Origin of the sequence: Mycobacterium sp., from assembly GCF_032159765.1 — a bacterium.
Taxonomy (GTDB): Bacteria; Actinomycetota; Actinomycetes; order Mycobacteriales; family Mycobacteriaceae; genus Mycobacterium.
Window position 1 is genome coordinate 26,281 of the sequence record NZ_JAVHWM010000189.1, and the last position, 18,954, is coordinate 45,234.

Below are 18,954 nucleotides of genomic sequence, written 5' to 3' on the forward strand. Positions count from 1 at the left end.
GGTGGGGGTGTAACGCAGAACCCGTGTCGGTATACCCGTCGTACCCTGGGTCACCGCTAGCTCACATTACGTTCCCTTCGGAACTCAGACCAGGCGGGACGGCGAGGTGCGACCCGCCCGGGGTCGACACCGAGGTCGGTGAGGAACCTGGCGGCAGCCGAACCGTCCTCGCAGAGCAGTCCCCGCAGGATGTGCCGGACGTCTATCAGTTGGTCTCCCTCACGCTGCGCCTCACGGACGCAGACAGTGAGCGCACGTTTCACGTGCGGCGAATAGGGCAGGTGGGCGGCTCGCGGGGTCATGGCCGGCCCGATCACTGCCTCGACGTGCTGACGGACATCCGCCCCAGTGACGTGGCTCTCGCAGAGCACCTCGGTCACAAGTTCCGGGCAGTCGTCGATGACGGCGATGAGCAGGTGCTCGGTGCCTACATGGTCGCTGTGGTGCAGATAGGCCTGCAGGTGGGCGTCCGAGATCACTCTGCGACCGGCGGGGGTGAAGTTCTCGGAGAATCGCCAACGCTCCGGCCGGACCAGCGGTACCACCTGTTGGCGGTAGTTGGGCAACTCCTCTTGGCAGCAGCTATCCAGTTCGGTGTCCTGGTCTCCTGCCGGGCTGCCGGCAGACGACTCGTCGCGACAGCGAGCGGGCTGTCGATCGACTGATTCCTCGGTGCGACGCCGCCCCGGCCAACGTTTACCAATGCAGATGCCGACGGCGACCGCGATAACCGCCGTTGCGACGAGTTCAAGGACCGATGTGACCACGATCTGAGTGTAAAGGGGAATCAGTCTTTTGTCAGCCCCAAAACCGACTAAAAGTATTTAGGGTTGCGTAAAAATTGATGTTAGTTAAGGTCTGAAAACTCGTTCCTGCAGCTCAGGGCGATTCAGGTGTGAGCTGGGCAACAGTGCGAGGTTTGCTAGGTGTTAGCTGACGGTCCAGTTAACTGAGCCTTGACAAACTTCCTCCTCTCCACAGGGGCTGGAAACATACTGATTGTGAAAAATTTGATATCGTCGAACTGTTCTGGTTCCGCGTAGCAACCGACGCGAACATGCGGTCGGACGGAGCGTTACGGCGCTGACGCCGTTGGGAAGGGAGTTCGATGACTGTCCTATCGCCTCCGGCCAGCACCCTCGACGTCAGTCTCGATTGGAGTCTGCGCTGGTGGGAAACCGACGCTGAGTGCACGCTCGTCGTGTCACAACCAAGTCTCGAACCGGACTTGTGGTCGCGATACGGGGCCGGCGCCGAAGAGAGTTACCGCAGCCATGGCGTCGAGTGTGCCCTCGACGTCGAGGCCCTTCGAAGTGGCGCGGACACCGCGATGTTCATGGCTGTTCTGGACACGAACGACGACATGCTCGGCGGGGTGCGAGCTATCGGTCCGCTGACGGCACCCGAAGACTCTCACGCCGTCGTCGAATGGGCCGGCCAGCCCGGCGAGCGAGCTGTCACAAAGATGATCGCCGACCGCGTGCCGTACGGCGTGCTGGAGATGAAGTCGGCCTGGGTCGCAGATGACGCGCGCGGGGGCAAGGCGGTCACCGATGCTCTCGCCCGCAGCGGATTCTCCATGATGGCGCTGCTCGGCGTTCAGTTCTGCATGGCCACCGCGGCGGCATACGTGCTCAACCGTTGGCGTTCGTCGGGCGGCGTGGTGGCGCCGATTCCCGCCGCCGCCTATCCAGATCATCGCTATCAAACCAAGATGATCTGGTGGGACCGGTGCGATTTCATCCGGTACGCCCAACCGGGACAGGCCGCCAAGATCATCACCGAGAGCGCCGACTTGCCGCGCACCGATCGCGCGTTGGCTCTTCGGTAGGCAGCCGGCGCATGGCCGAAACACAGATACCAGGGGGCTGTGAGATGGCGTCAAGTGAGCAGCCAGCGGGCGAAGTCGGAGATAATCAGCGCATGGAACGCCGGCGCACTGAGCATAATGCGCAGGACCCGATCGAGATGCTGCGGACCCTACCGGCATTGGTGGTGCTCGAACGCCTGCCCGTTGCCACGATGGCGGTGGCAGAAGACGGTGCGATTGTGTTCGCGAACAAGGCCTGCGCCGACATGCTTGGCTACGTCAACGGCAGCCTGGCGGAACTTCGGTTTAGCGACATCTTCCATGCGATGCCCGCCGATAACTCGGCGGTCAGAGCTGTACGTGCGCACGCCAACCTGGTGGTCGAGCTGGCTCACAAGGACGGATCCATTGTCCGCGCCCGGATGAGCAAGTCGGCGCTGCTGCGCGGCGACGATCCCGTGGCGCTTGCGGCGTTCCACGACCTGACCGAGCAACTCTGGACCGAAGAACTCTGATTCGGTTGTAGCTCAACGCCTTCGAATCGTAACTAGATGGTCAATGCTGGTTGACGATGCCGCATCGACTCGCGCGCGAGGTACTCGCGGAAGTACGGTAGCGATGCCTCGGAGGCGATAGCCGGCAACAGCACCTGCCACAGCCGGGTCAACCGTTCGGTCAGATCGGTGCCCCCCGACAGCGGCGTCGAGATCATCTCGGCGCCGAGTAACGATGAGATCACCAATTCAGAGATCGCGTCGGGATCAACGTCCTCGCGCAGATCTGTTTGTTGTTGCGCCAGAACCGCCTTCGTGCTCATCGCGGTGAGCCAGCTGCGGTACGCCCGTGACGCCGCGTCGGCGAAATCGCCCATCGTGCGGGCCAACTGGACCCCGGTGCGCGCGCGCTTGTCGGTGCGAAGGAGATCGGCAACGACGAACACCCCATGGATCATGCTTTCCAGGGCGGGCGCAGGCGAAGCGGAGACGGAGTCGAACGCGGCGAAGACGGACGCTGCGCTCTCGTCGATGATCGCGCAGGCCAGCGACTCCTTGGAGTCGAAGTGGTAGTACAGCGCGCCCTTGGTCTTCTCGACGCGATCGATGATTTCGCCGAGCCCGCTCGCCGCGTAACCGCGCTCGTTGAAGAGATCCACCGCGGCATCGATGATCTTCCTCCGGGTGGCCTCAGATCTTGCCTGACGCGCCAACGGCTGCGTACCTCCAAGGCATCTGGTGTGACCGGGACGGGCTCGCCGGCTTCACCAGACTAACAGCGGCGCACCTCTGCGCGGCTCTGCTCGCAGACGTGTTGACTCAAGCGGAATCGAATGGAGGAAGCGGCGGAGTGCTGGACGCCAGGTTCGTACGTCGCTTGATGAACTGAGTCATGTAGCCGATCTGCTCACTCGACACCAGGCTCGGCAACAGCAGCAACAGGGCCTGTTCGAGGTCTCCGAAGAACCTGTGCGGGTCACCCAACTCGCTCGTCTGCCGTAAACCCATGTACAGCGATACCAGAAGCCGTGATGCGGCATCGGGGCTGACTTGGTCAATCACGTCGCCCTCGTCGACTGCCTGTCGCAGGATCAGCGCGAAGCCGTCCAGCCATTGATTCAGCAGCTTGGCCTTCATCACGCCGGCCCGCCCGATCTCTTCAAGCAGGTTCATCCCGGCTCGTGCCATCACGTCACTGACGTCCTGGACCGCAATCAGATACCACAGGTCGACCACTGTCTCGAAACCCGACAGCCTCCGCCCGAACACCTCGTTCGCCGCGCGCTTGGCGAGCTCGCCCTGCTCGTCGATGATCGCGGTCGCCAACGCATGCTTGGACCGGAAATGAAAGTACATCGCGCCCTTGGTAACTCGCGCTTCGGCGAGAATATCGTCAAGGCTGACCTGGCTGTACGGGCGGTGGGCGAACTGATGCGCCGCGGCAGCGAGAATATGCTGGCGCGTTACGTCGGCTCTTCTCTCGCTGGGTTCTGTCACGGCGGGCCCCGAATCCTTACGCGTGCGTTGGTATGACTGCTGGTGGGGGGAATAGGTGTCTGGTGTCGCCGATTGTCCCACGCGCAGTCGCGTGGCGAGGTAGAACGCGCGCGGTGTGGCTGGTTTGCCGGATGATTTCAAACCCTCAGGGCGTGCCGGCCAGGACCTGGTAACTACCCGGGGGCGTGCTCAGCGTTCGACTGAACTCCCGGACCTTCCTTCCCAGCGCCATCGCACCCATGAGCAGCGCGCTGTCGCGATGAAAGTTTGCGAAGTGGACGATCAGCGTCGCCCGCGATGCGTTTTCAGGGCACGGCATGGTCGCGTGGTAGGAGCGATATCCCCAGAAAAAGTATGCGTTGCCGGGTTCGAGGTCGACCATCTCAACGCGGTGGTTCCCCGGGGCTCTACTCAGGAATCGCCTGCGGCTCAGGTCATTTTGCGCGGCGAACTTCTCCAGCACATTGGTGATGACTGAACGCCGGTAGGGTCTGCGGTTCGGGCACAGGACCAGCTCGCCGCGCCGCCCAGGTTCAGCGTCGGGGATCACAATCGGAACGACCATTGTGAGCACCGACCCGTCGTAGTGAAAGCCGGGCGGCTTGTTGGCCGGGCCGGGGCCGTTCACGAGTCGCAGATCTGCCTGCAGGCCGGCATCAGCCCGTTGCGACATGCCCGCCGCGGCTACCACCGATTCCAGCAGCGTCCGCAGGCGCATGTCTCCGATGAGGCGATCTGCGAACGTGTGGCCACGGCCGTTGGCGACCCGCGCGACCAGCAACTCGTGGGCACCACGCATAGGGAATTGAGTTGCGATGGCATTGCGCGCCTCGCTGAGCCAGTGGTCGGCGACGACGCCGCGCAAGCAGGCAACGCCCGACGTCTCTATATCCGCCGCCACATCGTGGCCCGAGGGGTCGAAAAGGTCCGAAAAACCGGCGAGCGGCGTCGGCGCGGCGCCTGAGCAGCTCGTTTCGACCGGCGGCGCGGTCGCAATGACCAGTGACATCCCCAAGGTCCTCACAAAGTAGTGAATACCGAAAGTATGGTAACAAGCTATTTTCGGGCACACAATTATTAGAACCCTGCTAATCACCTGATACGCGATCAGGCGCAGAGCTGGCCCCTTTAACCCGTGGCAGCTCGCGGTTCGCTAGACGAGGGGCGGTGGCAGCTGGCCAGTGATGCGCCGATAGCTCTCGCTCAGACAGCGACTCATCAGTTCGGGCACCCGGCAATCGCGTGATGGATCGACCCTCAGGCGTAGTCCGGGATGCGGGTTGTGAGCGCCGGCGACGACCGCCGACCAGGTAGTCACGACCCGCCGCACCCGGCGCGGATCCGCTGTGACTCCGAGCTTTCGAGCCAACACGGGCGCCAGCGTTTGCTTGCGATAGGCCGACGAAAGCGCTTGCAGCTCCGGCTCGGCATTGAGCACGTGTGCCAGCGCCGCCAACCGGTCGCGGGTCACGACTCCCGAGCCGCCGATGATGCCGTCGATCACGTTGATGCTTGCCACCAACAAAGCCTCGACGAGGTTGTCGTCCTGCGTCAGTTCGGGCAGGGCGTTGGCAACATCGTCGAGAATCGCTGCGTGCACCCAAACAACAATGATGTCGGACGTCATCTCTAGCAAGCCGGCCGTCACGTGTGGCGCGACCCTGGCCGCCTCACAGATCTGAGCCAGCGTGGTCACCGAAAATCCTTGCTGCACAAAGAGACCCAAGCCAACATCGATCAGCTTCTCGCGGGGTGTCTCGTCCATTTCCAATAGGAAGGTATCACCGGCGGGCAAACTGGTGGCCCTCTCGGGCCCGCGCATTTCAGCTGGTTCGAAACAGCCAAGCTTGACCAAGATCCTGCCAACAGGAACTAATCCTTCTCCGTCGCATGGTTATTGGAGCGGATCGGCAAGACGTAAGAGGGAGAAGGAAGAAAGTGAAGGAGTTTTCAATTGTGGCGACGGCCGCGGCAGGTCTGGCGGCGGTCACCATCGGGTTAGCCACACCTGCCGACGCCGCACCCACGGGTTCGGGGTCAGCGCAGGACACGATCAACGAGCTTCAGGCCAATGGCTACAAGGTGATCCTGAACAAGCTGAGCGACGCTCCGCTGGATCAGGCGAAGGTCGTCTCGGTGCGGCCGGGACGAGAGATCACCCAGCGGGTCACCGGATCCGGCGGCGATTCGTACGACAAGGTTCTCTACACCACCGTGTACGTCGACGTCCGATAGTTGGGCGTCACATAATCAGACACCGTGGAATGAAGGGACGTCCGTCAGGGCGTCCCTTCATTGCTCTCAGGACCAATAAGGACGTCGGCGGCCAGCATTGACGCGGAGATCGCGGCGGGGAATCCGCCGTAGAACGCGACATGCGTGATGAGGGCTGAGATCTCGTCGAGCGTGAGGCCGTTGTCGACGCCACGACGCAGGTGCGCGGGCAGCTCCTCTGGACGGTAGAGGACGATCAGCGCGGCCAGGGTCGCGATGCTGCGATCTCTGGGACTGAGGCGCTCGTCGGTCCAGACATCCGAATACAGCGGGTTGTTGACGAGCGCCGTGAGTTCGGGGGTGAAACGGCGCGCTGCCTCGCGTGGCGAGGATGGATATTTCGTCATGGGGTTCACCCTAGGGTGACGCGGCTACGGTCACGGGCGGCCGGGGTGACGAGTAGCAAACCCTTCGCCCCACGTCGTCGTAGCTGCCGGAATGCGCATTTTCTTGTAGCGTCGATGAGGCTGTTCACGTCTGATCGGGAATGGCTATTTGCGTTTGATCGGGATTGGTAGGGAACCGGAGATTTTGCGTCGTACTGTCCCCCCGCGTGAGCACATGTTCCGGATCTCGGCACTGCTCACGGTCTTTGTGCTGCTGGTGGCCGCCTCGGATCTGCGGTCACGGCAGGGCGACCAATCGCACGTGATCGACGGCCCGTACGCCTATCTACTCGCGAGTTCGGCCGATCTCGGTCCCGCGCAGTCGAATCGGGTGCAAATCACCGCCGCATTGCACGACGCGCACCGGCCGGACGCGCTGATCGATTGGGCGCAGAACAATGGACTCTTGGTGCGCTGGCGCCCTGGAGACGATTGGGCAATCCTCGAGGGTGCGCCGGCAGACGTCGCCGATTCGTTCGGGGTGCCGGTGCATGACTACCGCGGTCGTCGCGGCCAGGTCTTCTATGCGTCGTCCGAGCAGCCGTCGATTCCGTCTGGGTTGCGCAGGGAAATCAGCGAACTCGGCCGGATTCTCGGATACACCCCGCATCATCTGGAGCTCCCCCGGTTCCCTCGGACCGAACCTCGCCGATCAGGCTTGACCCCGGCCGAACTGTTGTCCGCATATAACGCCAATGGACTTGCCGCAGCAGGGTTCACGGGCAAAGGAACCACGATCGTCTTCTTCGAGTTCGACGGTTTCGACCAGGACGACCTCGACTCCTTCGCCGACTTGTCGGGATTGCCACTCTTCAGGCCGATTCTGGTCGGCGGGCAACCAGACGTGCCGACTGGCGAGACCACCATGGACCTCGAAGTCGCCCATGCGATCGCGCCTGATGCCCGCCTCGTCGTGGTCAACGCCGTTCCCACGCTTCAGGGCGACGGCAATTTCGAGAAGATCGCCCGCATGTTCGAAGACGCCGATCGGCAATTTCCGGGCGCCGTCTGGAGCTTGTCGGTCGGCTGGGCGTGCGACAAGCTCCTGACCGCTGCGGATCTGGCGCCGATCCGGTCTGCACTGACGAAGGCGGAGTCGCATGGCACGACAGCTTTCGCGGCGAGCGGAGACAACGCCGGGCTGCAATGCAAGGGTGGCGACGATTGGTCGGCGCCACCCGGCCCGTCCGACATCGGACTCGACGCCGTCTCCTCCGTGCCCGAGATGACCGCGGTGGGCGGCACGGCGTTGTCGCTGGACGAGGTCGGAGTGTGGCTTGCCGAACAGGCCTGGTTCAATTCACCGCTCTCCACGGGCAGCAGTGGCGGGGTGTCGGCATTGTTCCCGCGTCCCCCATGGCAGCACAGCCTCTCGGCGGTGCGCGATCCCGACAAGTCGCACCGCCTCTCGCCCGACGTCGCGGCGGCCGCCGACCCCCTCACCGGAGCGCGCATCGTGTTCAAGCAGCAGGTGCTGGTGGGCGGGGGAACTTCGCAGTCCGCGCCGATTTGGGCCGCGCTGACCGCCGTGATGAACCAGTTCCTGATCGCCTCGGGTGGCCATGCAATCGGTGGGCTGAACCCGCTGATGTACCAGATCGCGTCGGGGTCGCCTCGCCCGGCGTTTCGCGATGTGCGGCTCGGTGCGAATGCGGTGGACACGGTTACCCCCGGCTACGACGTCATCACGGGGCTGGGCTCGCCGCACACGGAAAATCTGGCGCGGAATATCCTTGAAATACAGCAGAATTCGCAATGAGCGCGCCTGAAGAAGTCCCGACCACGTCGTGCAGCGTCTGCGAGATGGACGTGCCGGCTGGAAAGTTCTGCGGTTACTGCGGAACCCACCTGTCGCCGCGGCGCGGGGACGGACGACCGTGGTTGCGCCTGCGCACTTTCGCGGCGGGACCCGGCGAACACGTGCTGGTGCCGTCGGTGGCCAGTTCGCTGTTCCCGCACCTTGGCAAGCACTCCCGAAGGCCGTTCCGGCTAGGTGTCGTCGTGCTGGTGGTCGCTCTCATTGTGTTCGCCATTCTGAAATGGCAGGCCCCGCTGATCGCTGTGAGCGCGCTCGGATTGCCACTGCTGTTTCATCTCTACCTGCAGGAGTCGGACGCTTACCAGGTCCTCCCGCGGCGTGATCTCGTCATCGTCGCGATAGTTTCGGTGGGACTCGGCATCGGATGGGCCTGGTTCACCGGCGGAATCATCGCTGACAGCTACGATGTCGCGTTCGGTGCCGGCATGGAGTTCAAGCAACCGCTGTGGGAAGGACTGGTCATCCCCGTGGCCGGGGCCGTCCTGCTGCTCCTGCCGACCGTCGCGGCACGCCTGCTTCGGGTGGGCACGCAAGAGACCTTGGACGGCTTTCTGATCGGCACGGTGGCGGCGCTGAGCTTCGTCGCCGCTGCGACTCTGACCCGGTTGGCGCCTCAGTTCGAAACCGGGCTGACCGCAAGCGACCTGCCGGTGTCGGTCTTGATGACCGAGGCGGCCATCCGCGGTCTGCTCATGTCGCTGATCGCCGCGGCCACCGGCGGCGCGGTCGGTGCGGCGCTCTGGTTCAAACCCGACCCCGCCCACAAGCACGGCGGAGAGAAACTCGCGAGTCCGCTGACATCTTTGGCTGTGGTTCTGGTCGCGTACGCCGTGCTCGGTGTGGTCGACGCGTCGCCGGCGACCCAGAGCTGGGAGTTCGCGGCATACCTGATCGTCGCGGTGTTGATGGTGCTTTGGCTGCGGGTGGTGCTGCACATCGCCTTGCTGCGCGAAGAACACGACCCGATCACCCCCGGCGAGCCGCTGCTCTGCGAGCACTGCGGGACCGTGGTTCCCGACATGGCGTTCTGCCCGGCCTGCGGCGTGGCCACCCGCGCGTCGTCTCGAGTGTCGCGCAGCGCGCGCCGCGAGACCCGGCCGGTGCGGGTCGAGCCGCCGCCGGAGACCTCGTGACCGCAACCGCATCAGCGGATCATGAAGTCCGCCGCGGGTACGCGCTACCCGGCGAGTCGTACACGGCGCCACCCCTTCGCAGGACCTCACACCGAAGGCTGTTCCTCCGGCTGGCTGCCGGGGCCGGGCTTCTGATCGCGGCGCTGGTGCTGGTGTTCACCATGTTCACTCCGAACCCCCCGCGCTATGTGTGCCCACCGGATTGTGGGCAGCCGCCCTTCGGGAAGCCGGTGGAACGCCTCCCGCGCTTCACTCCCGAAAACGGCGAGTTCACGGTGGCTTACCCCGGTGAGGGCACGGCATATCGAGTGACGAAGCAGCCCAACGGGGTCACCGCGGATTACACCGGCGGCGATGGCGGCACCCTGCAGTTGTTCAGTAAACCCGCCGGGGGCCGCTCGCCCCGAGACGTCCTTAAGTCACTGCTGAACGAGGACTACCCCGACGCCGTCAAGGACTACGAAATCCCCAATGCGATGGTCGGTTACCACCTTGGGTATGGGGAAGTCGACGACGTCTATCCGCACGACCCCGCCGGGAAGTACACCCGATTGCGGATCGTGGTGTTGGTCGCCGTCAAGAACGACCTCGCGTTGGTCGCGGCGGGTATCGGCCCATACCACGAGTTCACTCCCGACTTCGGCCTCGGTCAGCCGTCAGGGGCGAATCTCGAACTGGCGCTGGACATGTCGAAATACGTCAACAGCTTTACCTGGCGCGGCGATCCGGCTCGATGAGCATCAGCCGCGGCTGCATCCGACTCCGCGCCGGCGTGACGCCCGAACGCAGATCGTCGATCAGGATTTCGGCGTAGCGCACCAGACCCTCGGCGTCGATCCGGTGCGGCGCCGCCCGGTTGTCCGCCAGCTTGCCGGCTGCGCGCTGCAGCACTGCGATCCCGCCTGCCACATTGCCGCGCTGGACGTGGGTGATACCGACGGCGAGCTGTGCGAGGCCCTGCCACAGCGTGCGCTCCTGCGGTGGGCCGTTCTTCCACGCCGCCTCGAGCACCTCGTGGGCGTTGAACGCCAGCCCACGGTCGATCAGATCCTGTGCGTAGCTCAGGGATTCGGCGGGCGGCAGGTCGAGGTCGTCGGGGATGCGGGGCACCCCGTCGCTGCCGTGCGGGAGGGGCCTGCCCAGCTCGTCGCGCGGCCGCGCGTTACGGGCGTTGCCGGACTCGTCACGGTCGCGCTGCGGCGGCACGTCTGACATTATCTGCTCTTCATCTCTGATCCTTGTGCTCGGCCGGAGCTAGGGGAATTGTGGATCACTACATCCGGAGACCGGCAACGACGCAGCGACACGGAGGCACGCGTGGCAGACAAGACGAATTCGGTTAAAGGGGGTGGTGCCGCGCCCACAGCGGACACGCCTTCGGCCATCCGCAATGTGGTCCTGGTCGGACCGTCGGGGGCCGGAAAGACCACCCTCGTCGATGGCCTGCTGGTCGCCTCCGGTGTCTTGCCGCGGGCCGGCAGCGTTGTCGACGGCACCACCACCTGTGACTTCGACGACGCGGAGATCCGCCAGCAGCGCTCGGTGGGGCTGGCGGTGGCGCCACTGCTGCACGACGGCGTCAAGGTCAACCTGATCGACACACCCGGCTACGCCGATTTCGTCGGCGAGCTGCGCGCGGGGCTGCGCGCCGCGGATTGCGCGCTGTTCGTCATCGCCGCCAACGAGGGTGTCGACGAACCCACCAAATCGCTGTGGCAGGAGTGCGACCGCGTCGGCATGCCGCGCGCGGTGATCGTCACCAAGCTCGATCATGCACGCGCGAACTACACCAGTGCGCTGGCGGCGGCGCAGGATGCCTTTGGCGACAAGGTTTTACCTCTCTACCTGCCCACAAGTGGCGGCCTCATCGGGCTGCTTTCTCAAACGCACTTCGTCTATTCCGACGGCAAGCGCAGCTCCGAGGAACCGGACGCGTCGTATGCGGACGAAATCGAAGAGCACCGCGGAAACCTCATCGAGGGCATCATCGAGGAGTCCGAGGACGAATCGCTGATGGAGCGTTATCTCGGCGGCGAGGCGATCGACCAGGCGGTCTTGATCAAGGACTTGGAGAAGGCCGTCGCCCGGGGGTCGTTCTTCCCCGTCATTCCCGTGTGCAGCGCAACCGGCGTCGGCACGTTCGAACTTCTTGAGGTCGCCACCAGCGGGTTCCCGTCGCCCCTGGAGCATCCGCTGCCGGAGGTGTTCACCCCCGCCGGCGCCGACCGCAACGGCCTCGTCTGCGATCCGAATGGCCCGCTTCTGGCCGAGGTGGTGAAGACGACGTCGGACCCGTACGTCGGCAGAGTCAGTCTGGTGCGGGTGTTTTCGGGCACGATAAGGCCCGACGCGACGGTGCACGTGTCCGGTCATTTCTCGCAGTTCTTCGGCGACGGCTTCAGCAGCGGTGCAAGCCACGTCGACCACGACGAGGACGAGCGCATCGGCCCGCTGTCGTTTCCGCTGGGAAAGCAGCAGCGGCCGGCCTCGACGGTGTTGGCCGGCGACATCTGCGCCATCGGGCGACTGACCCGCGCGGAGACCGGGGACACGTTGTCGGACAAGGCCGAACCGCTGGTGCTGCGACCGTGGTCGATGCCAGAACCACTGCTGCCCGTCGCGGTCCAGGCCCACGCGAAAACCGATGAGGACAAGTTGTCGCAAGGTCTTCAGCGGCTGACTGCCGAAGACCCGACGCTGCGCATCGAACAGAACCAGGAGACGCATCAGATCGTGCTGTGGTGCATGGGTGAAGCACACACCGGCGTGGTCCTCGACGGGCTCTCCAACCGGTTCGGGGTGTCGGTCGACACCATCGAGCTGCGGGTCCCGCTGCGAGAAACGTTCGGCCAGAAGACAAGAGGACTCGGGCGACACGTCAAGCAATCGGGCGGTCATGGTCAGTATGGGGTCTGCGAAATCGAAGTCGAGCCGCTGCCGGAGGGGTCGGGTTTTGAGTTCGTCGACAAGGTCGTCGGTGGCGCGGTGCCGCGCCAATTCATCCCCAGCGTTGAGAAGGGTGTTCGCGCGCAGATGGAGAAGGGTGTCTACGCCGGCTATCCGCTCGTCGACATCCGGGTGACGTTGTTCGACGGCAAGGCCCACAGCGTCGATTCCTCGGACATGGCTTTCCAGATGGCGGGCGCGCTGGCGTTGCGCGAAGCGGCGTCGGCGTCCAAGATCAGCCTGCTGGAACCCGTCGACACGGCATCGGTGGTAGTGCCCGACGACCTCGTCGGCGCGGTGATGAGCGATCTCTCGAGCCGCCGCGGCCGCGTCCTGGGCACCGAGCAGGTCGGCGAGGGCCGCACGATGGTGAAAGCTGAAGTGCCAGAAGTGGAACTGACCCGGTATGCGATCGACCTGCGCTCGCTGTCGCACGGCGCCGGATCCTTCACCCGGTCGTTCACCAGGTATGAACCGATGCCGGAGCACGCCGCGGCGAAGGTGAAGACAACCGGTTAGCTCAACGGCACCGACAGCAGTCTTTCGAGATTTTTAGTGGCGGCGTCGACTGCCAGCCCGATGAGTCCCCGCACCTTCTCTCGCACGCGCGGATTGTCGGGCATCGGTGGATTCAGCTGACCGACCACGTCGAGCCGGGACACGGCGAGCCACGCCGAAAGTTCCGGGTCGTCGAGCCAGCGCATCTGATTGCGGTTGTCCGCGATCGCCAGCCGTAACCAGTCCAGATCCGAATCTGGATGCGGCACCGGCGTGCACAGGTCGTTCTTGACCGCGTCGTCGTCTCGCGTCGCGCCGACGTGGGCGATCATCGCGGCGCTGAACACCTGCTGGCAGCCGCGCACGCTCTGCAAGGTGATGCGGTCGGTATCGAATACCGCGGTCGCCGGGCCGCGCACTGCCCCGTCCGCCGTGCAGTCGATGTGCAATGTCGACGGGCCCGTGTGGATTTCGCCGAACTCGAGCAGTATCTTGCCCGGCTCGATCTGTGTCACGTGGCCCAGCCGGGCGACATCGGCGATCCGACGGAGCTGGTCGAGTTCGGCGACCGTCACCGTGGCGCAGCGATACATCGTGGGCCGGACCATCGGATCGAGACGAAGCAGGTTCCCGGCGGCCTCGAGCCGGGCGAACAGGTCGTCGACCGACGTCGCGTCCCTGCTCGCCTCGATACGCGCCCCGATTGCGCCCTGGCTGTTGCCCGCGAACGTGGGTCCTGGTTGCAGCTGTGCCCGGTCCAAGAGCCACGCGTCGCGCGGCACGATCCATGTGAGCCTGTCCGGTGCCACACCATGGCCCAGAAGCCACAAGCACGTATCGATGCCGGTTTTCCCCGCGCCGACGATCACATAGCGGTCAAAGCCGCGCGCTCGGATCGGGAGAGCGTTGGGCGGTATGCAGGCAATGGCTTCAGCCACTGCATATTCCGGCGGCCGCATCGACGGCACGACCGTGCCCATGTAGGTGGCGTCGACGACCGCTCGTCGTGCCGTGACGGTGTACGTCTGGCCGCCGAGCGTGCTGAACCGGCAGTCGCCGTGGTATTCACTCATCGGGTAGTACGCCACGCGGCCCGTCGGCAGCAGTTGCTGCTGCATGACCTGATCGAAATACGCGCAGACCTCGCCGCCGGTGGCGAGTTCGTACAGCCCCTTGTTCCAACCGGCGGCGTCCACCGCGCCGCTGCCGAGGGGCCGCGAGTTCACTCCGTAGAACGCCGACGGTTGGTGCAGGCGGACGAACGGATACGCAGTGGTCCAATGCCCGCCCGGTTGGTGGCCGCGGTCGACGACGACGGCGCTGGCGTCGGTCTCGGATACGAGGGTGTCCGTGAACGCCATGCCCATGGCGCCTGCACCCACCACGAGGTAGTCGGTTTCGATGTCGGCCATTACGCCGGACCATAGCAATTGGTCCATGGGGTGAGGTCAAATGGGAACCATGGCCGCCATCAACCCATTCCGCATCGATATTGCCGACGCTGATCTTGATGACCTGAGCCAACGACTGGAACGAACGCGATGGCCGGAGCGCGAATGCGTCGACGACTGGACCCAGGGCATCCCGTTGAGTTACACCCGGGAACTCGCCGCGTACTGGGCCGCCGACTACGACTGGCGCGCACGTGAGGCCCTGCTCAACCGCTTCGACCAGTTCACGACCGAGATCGACGGCCTGGACATCCATTTCATCCATCAGCGCTCGCCTCATGACGACGCGTATCCGTTGGTCATCACGCACGGCTGGCCCGGTTCGGTGGTCGAGTTCCAGAAGGTGATCGAGCCGCTCACGAACCCGACGGCGCACGGCGGCACGGCCGACGACGCGTTCCACGTGGTGTGCCCGTCACTGCCGGGGTACGGGTTCTCCGGCAAGCCCACGCAGACGGGATGGGGCGTCGACAAGGTCGCCGAGGCGTGGGAGTCGCTGATGACCGGACTCGGTTACCAGCGCTACGGCGCGCAGGGCGGTGACTGGGGTGCGGCGGTGACCACAGCGATCGGCCGCAACGGCGAGAGCAACCACTGCGAGGCCATCCACCTCAACATGCCCCTCGGCTTTCCGCCGGCCGGACTGAAGGATCCGACGCCCGAAGAGCAGGACGCGCTGAAGAGCGGCAAGCATTACCAGCAGTGGGACTCGGGCTACAGCAAGCAGCAGGCGACGCGTCCCCAGACCCTCGGGTATGGCCTCGTCGATTCCCCTGTGGGGCAACTGGCCTGGATCGTCGAGAAATTCTGGGCGTGGACGGATTGTGACGGGCACCCCGAGAACGTGCTGACAAAGGACGAGATGCTCGACAACGTGATGCTGTACTGGCTGACCGCGTCCGGTGCGTCGTCAGCGCGAATGTATTGGGAAAGCTTCCAGTCCTTCGGCGCGTTCACGCGCGTCGAAACCCCCACTGGTATCGCGTCTTTCCCGAAGGAAGTCCTTCGGGCACCGCGCAGCTGGTGCGAGCCGAATTACAACATCACCCATTGGACCGACATGCCTCGCGGCGGCCATTTCGCCGCGTTCGAGCAACCCGACTTGTTGGTCGGCGACCTACGCACGTTCTTTGCCACGGTGCGGTGAGGGCCGCCGCTCTTCAGTCAGGCGCCGACGACCCGGCCACTCTCGACGCCGTGAACCGGACGAATGCGTTGGCACTGTTCCCACGGCTCGCGGCGGCACCGGTCACCGCCTGAAGGTCCTCACTCCTCGAGAAACGTGACGTGCTTCTCGACGCTGTCGCGGCTCACCCGCAGCGTGTTCGCGGGGAAGTCGGGGTCCGGGTAACCGACCGCGAGTCCGCACAGGATTGTCCATTCCTGCGGCAGGTCGAGCTGCGCGCGGACGATGTCGGGGTACCCGGCGATCGACACCTGCACGCACGTGCCGAGACCGCGCGCGGTGAGCGCCAAAAGCAGTGTCTGCAGGAACATTCCGACGCCCACGCAGTCGGCGGGGCCCAGATCGCGGTGCATGCAGACGACTCCGCCCAGCGGCGCGCGGAAGAACTCCCAGTTGCGCAGCACAGCGTTCTGCCGGGCTTCGGTGTCGTGGCGCTCGATTCCCATCGCGCCGTAGACCACGGCGCCGAGCTCACGGCGTAGATGCGCATGCGAGTCGGTAAGCCGCGGCACGATAGGCGGCTTGGCCCGCGCCTCGGCCAGCATCGCCGCGACCAGCCGGTCGCGGGCGGCGCCCGACGTGAAGACGAGCTCCCAGGGCTGGATATTGGAGTTCGACGGCGCGCACATCGCGAGCGCGAGCGACTCCTCGACAAGGATTCGAGGGACCGGGTCAGGCAGGAACATGCGCGTCGAACGCCGCTCGCGGATCGTTTCGTCGAGATCGAACATCTGACTCCTCCGTGCGGAATCGTCGCACTCTTGGCCTCCGGTCGGGCGAACATCCGGACGTGAAGTCGACGAACGCACGGGCATCGAACCTGCGGGCCTGGAAAACAGTTTCACCTGTGTAAGCAGTGTGCGACGCGGGTAACACTCTCCAGCGAGAGGCGGTTGCCATGTACCAGCAGGTCCTTGATCCCGTCGCCCACTCCCTGGCATGGAGTTCACTTGTCGCTGCGGTGCCGTTGCTGTTGCTGTTCGTCATGCTCGGCGTCCTGCGGATCACCGCTTGGATCGCTTCGTTGATATCCCTGGCAGTCGCCCTGCTGATCGCCATCTTTGTCTACGGGATGCCGACCGGGCAGGCGTTGCTGGCCGGCACCGAAGGCGCGGCATTCGGGTTCTTCCCGATCCTGTGGATCGTCATCAACGCGATCTGGGTGTACGAGATGACCGTGCGAACCGGACACTTCGACGTGTTGCGGCGCTCGTTCTCCCAAGTGAGCGACGACCAGCGGGTGCAGGCCATCCTGATCGCGTTTTCGTTCGGGGCGATGATAGAAGCGCTGGCCGGCTTCGGCACTCCGGTGGCGGTCACCTCGGTCATGTTGATCGCGCTGGGATTCAAGCCGCTCAAGGCGGCTGTGCTCGCGTTGGTCGCCAACACCGCACCCGTGGCGTTCGGCGCCATGGCCACCCCGATCATCACGCTCGGCACGGTGACGAACCTCCACAGCGACACGCTCGGCGCGATGGTCGGGCGACAGACCCCGATACTGGCGCTGTTCGTACCGTTGGCGCTCGTCGCGATCGTCGACGGCTGGCGTGGCATTCGCGAGACATGGCCGGTCGCGGTGGTCTGCGGGATCGTCTTCGCCCTCGCCCAGTACGCGACGTCGAACTTCCTCTCCGTGCCTCTCGCCGACGTGGTTGCGTCGTTGCTGTCCGCCGGCGCCGTAGTCGCGATGGTGCGTGTGTGGCGTCCACGACGGATCTACACCGAACCAGCGCCTGTCGCCGGCGGGGCGGCCGACGAGCCGGCGCCGGAGTTCGAATCGCGCGTCGCGGACGCGAGGAGCGAAAAGGCCACCGCGGACGTGAGGAGCGAAAAGGCCGCCGCGGACGCGAGGAGCGACACAACCACAACCCAACGCGATACCCGTGGCGAGGTAGCGAAGGCCTACGCGCCCTACGCGATCATCATCGCGGTGTTCGTCATCTGTCAGATCCCGGCGGTCAAGACCCTGCTCACCAAGGCCACCTTCAAAATCCAGTGGCCCGGCCTTCATCTCGTCAATCCGAAGGGAAAGCCCTTGTCGCTGACCGAGTTCAAACTCGACCTGTTGACGACGCCCGGCACGCAGATGCTCGTGGCGGGGCTGCTGACGATGGTCGTTTTGCGCTTGTCGATTCCGAACGCTGTGAAGGCATACGGCGCGACGCTGCACCAGTTGCGCTGGGCAATTATTACCGTAATGGCGGTGCTCGCACTGGCTTTCGTGATGAATGCGTCGGCTCAGACCATCACGCTCGGCACGTGGATGGCCGCCGCGGGCGGGGCATTCGCGGTGCTGTCACCGATTCTGGGCTGGCTCGGCGTCGCGGTCACCGGTTCGGACACATCGTCCAACTCTCTCTTCGGCGCGCTGCAGGTGACTGCCGCCAACCAGGCAGGACTGTCGCCGGTGCTGATGGCAGCCTCGAACAGCTCGGGCGGAGTGCTCGGCAAGATGATCTCCCCGCAGAACCTCGCTATCGCCGCGGCAGCGGTGAAGATGGACGGCAAGGAAGGCGACATCTTCCGCCGCGTCATTGTGTGGAGTCTGGGCTTCCTTGTGGTGATGTGCGCGTTGTCGGCATTGCAGTCCTCGGACGTCCTGTCCTGGATGGTGCCCGCGCACTAGCGTCGACGGCATGAAGTGGGTGACCTACCGGACCGATCAAGGTGACCGCATCGGGGTCTTATCCGAAGACATCATTCATGCCGTACCGCCGGGCCCAACGCTCATCGACCTCGTCGCACGAGGCGCCGACGGACTGCGCGCGGCCGGAGAGCAGGCGTTGCGCGAACCGGCAGCCCTCGCGCGGCTACCCGAGGTGGTGCTGGCGGCGCCGATTCCCCGGCCGCCCGCCATCCGCGACAGCCTCTGCTTCCTCGACCACATGCGCAACTGTCAGCAGGCACTGGGCGGAGGACGCGTGCTCAAGGACACCTGGTACCGGATCCCCGCGTTCTACTTCGCCTGCCCGTCAACGGTTCTCGGACCCTACGACGACGCTCCGATCGCTCCCGGAAGCGCCTGGCAGGACTTCGAATTGGAGATCGCGGCGGTGATCGGCAGCGGCGGACAGGACTTGTCTGTCGAGCAGGCCGAAAACGCGATCATCGGCTACACGATCTTCAACGACTGGTCGGCCAGGGACCTGCAAAACCTCGAGAGCCAGCTTGGCATCGGTCAGGCCAAGGGTAAGGACAGCGGGATAACGCTGGGGCCGTTCCTGGTGACCCCCGACGAACTCGCGCCATACCGCCACCACGGCCGGCTGAGCCTGGCCGCGACAGCCCTCGTCAACGATAAGGAGATCGGCAGCGGGTCGACGGGCGACATGGATTGGACGTTCGCCGAAGTCATCTCGTACGCGTCGCGCGGGGTGGTGCTGAACCCGGGAGACGTCATCGGCTCAGGTACGGTGCCAAGCTGCACGCTCGTCGAGCACCTCGACATGAGCGCACCCGA

Annotated in this window: 19 protein-coding genes; 10 read left to right on the top strand and 9 right to left on the bottom strand. The window is 64.8% G+C overall.

The genetic code is table 11. The annotated features are described in order from the left end of the window. Positions 1–56: 56 nt before the first annotated feature. Complete coding sequence (locus QOH60_RS24520; RefSeq protein WP_526424482.1) at positions 57–767, bottom strand: Clp protease N-terminal domain-containing protein; 711 nt, start codon at positions 765–767, stop codon at positions 57–59. Positions 768–1,108: 341 nt separating this feature from the next. On the opposite strand from QOH60_RS24520, the gene QOH60_RS24525 reads away from it, so the two are divergent. Together QOH60_RS24525 and QOH60_RS24530 are read left to right on the top strand one after the other, a co-directional pair. Then, positions 1,109–1,831 carry a hypothetical protein gene (locus QOH60_RS24525; protein ID WP_526424483.1) on the top strand — a complete coding sequence of 241 codons (723 nt, stop codon included), beginning with the start codon at positions 1,109–1,111 and terminating at the stop codon, positions 1,829–1,831. A 92-nt stretch (positions 1,832–1,923) separates the two neighbouring features. Then, positions 1,924–2,325, top strand: coding sequence for a PAS domain S-box protein (locus tag QOH60_RS24530; RefSeq protein ID WP_526424484.1), 402 nt, complete (start codon positions 1,924–1,926; stop codon positions 2,323–2,325). Between the two features lie 32 nt (positions 2,326–2,357). Here the strand turns inward: QOH60_RS24530 and QOH60_RS24535 are convergent, their stop codons facing one another. The 4 genes from QOH60_RS24535 to QOH60_RS24550 form a co-directional block, all read right to left on the bottom strand. Beyond that, positions 2,358–3,017, bottom strand: a complete 660-nt coding sequence (locus QOH60_RS24535) for a ScbR family autoregulator-binding transcription factor (RefSeq protein ID WP_526424485.1) — start codon at positions 3,015–3,017, stop codon at positions 2,358–2,360. A 106-nt stretch (positions 3,018–3,123) separates the two neighbouring features. Beyond that, on the bottom strand, positions 3,124–3,801 hold the full coding sequence (locus QOH60_RS24540) for a TetR family transcriptional regulator (protein ID WP_526424486.1): 678 nt from the start codon (positions 3,799–3,801) through the stop codon (positions 3,124–3,126). Positions 3,802–3,946: 145 nt separating this feature from the next. Then, complete coding sequence (locus QOH60_RS24545) at positions 3,947–4,810, bottom strand: hypothetical protein (RefSeq protein ID WP_526424487.1); 864 nt, start codon at positions 4,808–4,810, stop codon at positions 3,947–3,949. Positions 4,811–4,954: 144 nt separating this feature from the next. Continuing rightward, positions 4,955–5,566: a TetR/AcrR family transcriptional regulator gene (locus tag QOH60_RS24550; protein WP_526424488.1), complete on the bottom strand. Its 612-nt coding sequence runs from the start codon at positions 5,564–5,566 to the stop codon at positions 4,955–4,957. A gap of 173 nt (positions 5,567–5,739) precedes the next feature. On the opposite strand from QOH60_RS24550, the gene QOH60_RS24555 reads away from it, so the two are divergent. Then, positions 5,740–6,036 carry a hypothetical protein gene (locus QOH60_RS24555; protein ID WP_526424489.1) on the top strand — a complete coding sequence of 99 codons (297 nt, stop codon included), beginning with the start codon at positions 5,740–5,742 and terminating at the stop codon, positions 6,034–6,036. A 44-nt stretch (positions 6,037–6,080) separates the two neighbouring features. Here QOH60_RS24555 and QOH60_RS24560 read toward each other — a convergent pair whose 3' ends face one another. Then, on the bottom strand, positions 6,081–6,422 hold the full coding sequence (locus QOH60_RS24560) for a carboxymuconolactone decarboxylase family protein (protein WP_526424490.1): 342 nt from the start codon (positions 6,420–6,422) through the stop codon (positions 6,081–6,083). A 214-nt stretch (positions 6,423–6,636) separates the two neighbouring features. Here QOH60_RS24560 and QOH60_RS24565 point away from each other — a divergent pair, with 214 nt between their 5' ends. Genes QOH60_RS24565 through QOH60_RS24575 form a run of 3 tightly spaced genes read left to right on the top strand, consistent with a single transcriptional unit; the run spans position 6,637 to position 10,150 of the window. Beyond that, positions 6,637–8,220, top strand: coding sequence for a S53 family peptidase (locus QOH60_RS24565; protein WP_526424491.1), 1,584 nt, complete (start codon positions 6,637–6,639; stop codon positions 8,218–8,220). Next, positions 8,217–9,413 (top strand): zinc ribbon domain-containing protein, encoded by a 1,197-nt coding sequence (locus tag QOH60_RS24570; protein ID WP_526424492.1) that lies wholly within the window; start codon positions 8,217–8,219, stop codon positions 9,411–9,413. The genes QOH60_RS24565 and QOH60_RS24570 overlap by 4 nt, the downstream gene beginning before the upstream one ends. Continuing rightward, the gene (locus tag QOH60_RS24575; RefSeq protein WP_526424493.1) at positions 9,410–10,150 is read left to right on the top strand and encodes a hypothetical protein; all 741 of its coding nucleotides are present in this window, start codon (positions 9,410–9,412) and stop codon (positions 10,148–10,150) included. The genes QOH60_RS24570 and QOH60_RS24575 overlap by 4 nt, the downstream gene beginning before the upstream one ends. Here the strand turns inward: QOH60_RS24575 and QOH60_RS24580 are convergent. Next, entirely contained in the window at positions 10,122–10,628 is a 507-nt protein-coding gene (locus tag QOH60_RS24580) for a DUF309 domain-containing protein (protein WP_526424494.1), read from the bottom strand. The two genes, QOH60_RS24575 and QOH60_RS24580, sit on opposite strands and share 29 nt — an antisense overlap. Before the next feature lie 102 nt (positions 10,629–10,730). On the opposite strand from QOH60_RS24580, the gene QOH60_RS24585 reads away from it, so the two are divergent. Further along, positions 10,731–12,878 carry an elongation factor G-like protein EF-G2 gene (locus tag QOH60_RS24585; RefSeq protein ID WP_526424495.1) on the top strand — a complete coding sequence of 716 codons (2,148 nt, stop codon included), beginning with the start codon at positions 10,731–10,733 and terminating at the stop codon, positions 12,876–12,878. Here QOH60_RS24585 and QOH60_RS24590 read toward each other — a convergent pair. Further along, a complete protein-coding gene (locus QOH60_RS24590; RefSeq protein ID WP_526424496.1) occupies positions 12,875–14,269 on the bottom strand; it encodes an NAD(P)-binding protein in 1,395 nt (464 codons plus the stop codon). The two genes, QOH60_RS24585 and QOH60_RS24590, sit on opposite strands and share 4 nt — an antisense overlap. A gap of 49 nt (positions 14,270–14,318) precedes the next feature. Here QOH60_RS24590 and QOH60_RS24595 point away from each other — a divergent pair, with 49 nt between their 5' ends. After that, positions 14,319–15,455 carry an alpha/beta fold hydrolase gene (locus QOH60_RS24595; protein ID WP_526424497.1) on the top strand — a complete coding sequence of 379 codons (1,137 nt, stop codon included), beginning with the start codon at positions 14,319–14,321 and terminating at the stop codon, positions 15,453–15,455. Between the two features lie 119 nt (positions 15,456–15,574). Here QOH60_RS24595 and QOH60_RS24600 read toward each other — a convergent pair whose 3' ends face one another. After that, positions 15,575–16,225, bottom strand: a complete 651-nt coding sequence (locus QOH60_RS24600; RefSeq protein WP_526424498.1) for a nitroreductase — start codon at positions 16,223–16,225, stop codon at positions 15,575–15,577. A gap of 167 nt (positions 16,226–16,392) precedes the next feature. Between QOH60_RS24600 and QOH60_RS24605 the strand changes: the two genes are divergently transcribed. After that, complete coding sequence (locus QOH60_RS24605) at positions 16,393–18,120, top strand: L-lactate permease (RefSeq protein WP_526424499.1); 1,728 nt, start codon at positions 16,393–16,395, stop codon at positions 18,118–18,120. Positions 18,121–18,130: 10 nt separating this feature from the next. Further along, on the top strand, positions 18,131–18,954 hold an 824-nt coding region (locus QOH60_RS24610), incomplete at its 3' end, for a fumarylacetoacetate hydrolase family protein (RefSeq protein ID WP_526424500.1).

Excerpts from the sequence above, each read along its gene's own strand:
- QOH60_RS24525 (WP_526424483.1), top strand. The coding sequence starts at position 1,109 with ATGACTGTCCTATCGCCTCCGGCCAGCACCCTCGACGTCAGTCTCGAT.
- QOH60_RS24530 (WP_526424484.1), top strand. The coding sequence starts at position 1,924 with ATGGAACGCCGGCGCACTGAGCATAATGCGCAGGACCCGATCGAGATG.
- QOH60_RS24545 (WP_526424487.1), bottom strand. The coding sequence starts at position 4,810 with ATGTCACTGGTCATTGCGACCGCGCCGCCGGTCGAAACGAGCTGCTCA.
- QOH60_RS24550 (WP_526424488.1), bottom strand. The coding sequence starts at position 5,566 with ATGGACGAGACACCCCGCGAGAAGCTGATCGATGTTGGCTTGGGTCTC.
- QOH60_RS24560 (WP_526424490.1), bottom strand. The coding sequence starts at position 6,422 with ATGACGAAATATCCATCCTCGCCACGCGAGGCAGCGCGCCGTTTCACC.
- QOH60_RS24565 (WP_526424491.1), top strand. The coding sequence starts at position 6,637 with ATGTTCCGGATCTCGGCACTGCTCACGGTCTTTGTGCTGCTGGTGGCC.
- QOH60_RS24570 (WP_526424492.1), top strand. The coding sequence starts at position 8,217 with ATGAGCGCGCCTGAAGAAGTCCCGACCACGTCGTGCAGCGTCTGCGAG.
- QOH60_RS24580 (WP_526424494.1), bottom strand. The coding sequence starts at position 10,628 with ATGTCAGACGTGCCGCCGCAGCGCGACCGTGACGAGTCCGGCAACGCC.
- QOH60_RS24590 (WP_526424496.1), bottom strand. The coding sequence starts at position 14,269 with ATGGCCGACATCGAAACCGACTACCTCGTGGTGGGTGCAGGCGCCATG.
- QOH60_RS24595 (WP_526424497.1), top strand. The coding sequence starts at position 14,319 with ATGGCCGCCATCAACCCATTCCGCATCGATATTGCCGACGCTGATCTT.
- QOH60_RS24600 (WP_526424498.1), bottom strand. The coding sequence starts at position 16,225 with ATGTTCGATCTCGACGAAACGATCCGCGAGCGGCGTTCGACGCGCATG.
- QOH60_RS24605 (WP_526424499.1), top strand. The coding sequence starts at position 16,393 with ATGTACCAGCAGGTCCTTGATCCCGTCGCCCACTCCCTGGCATGGAGT.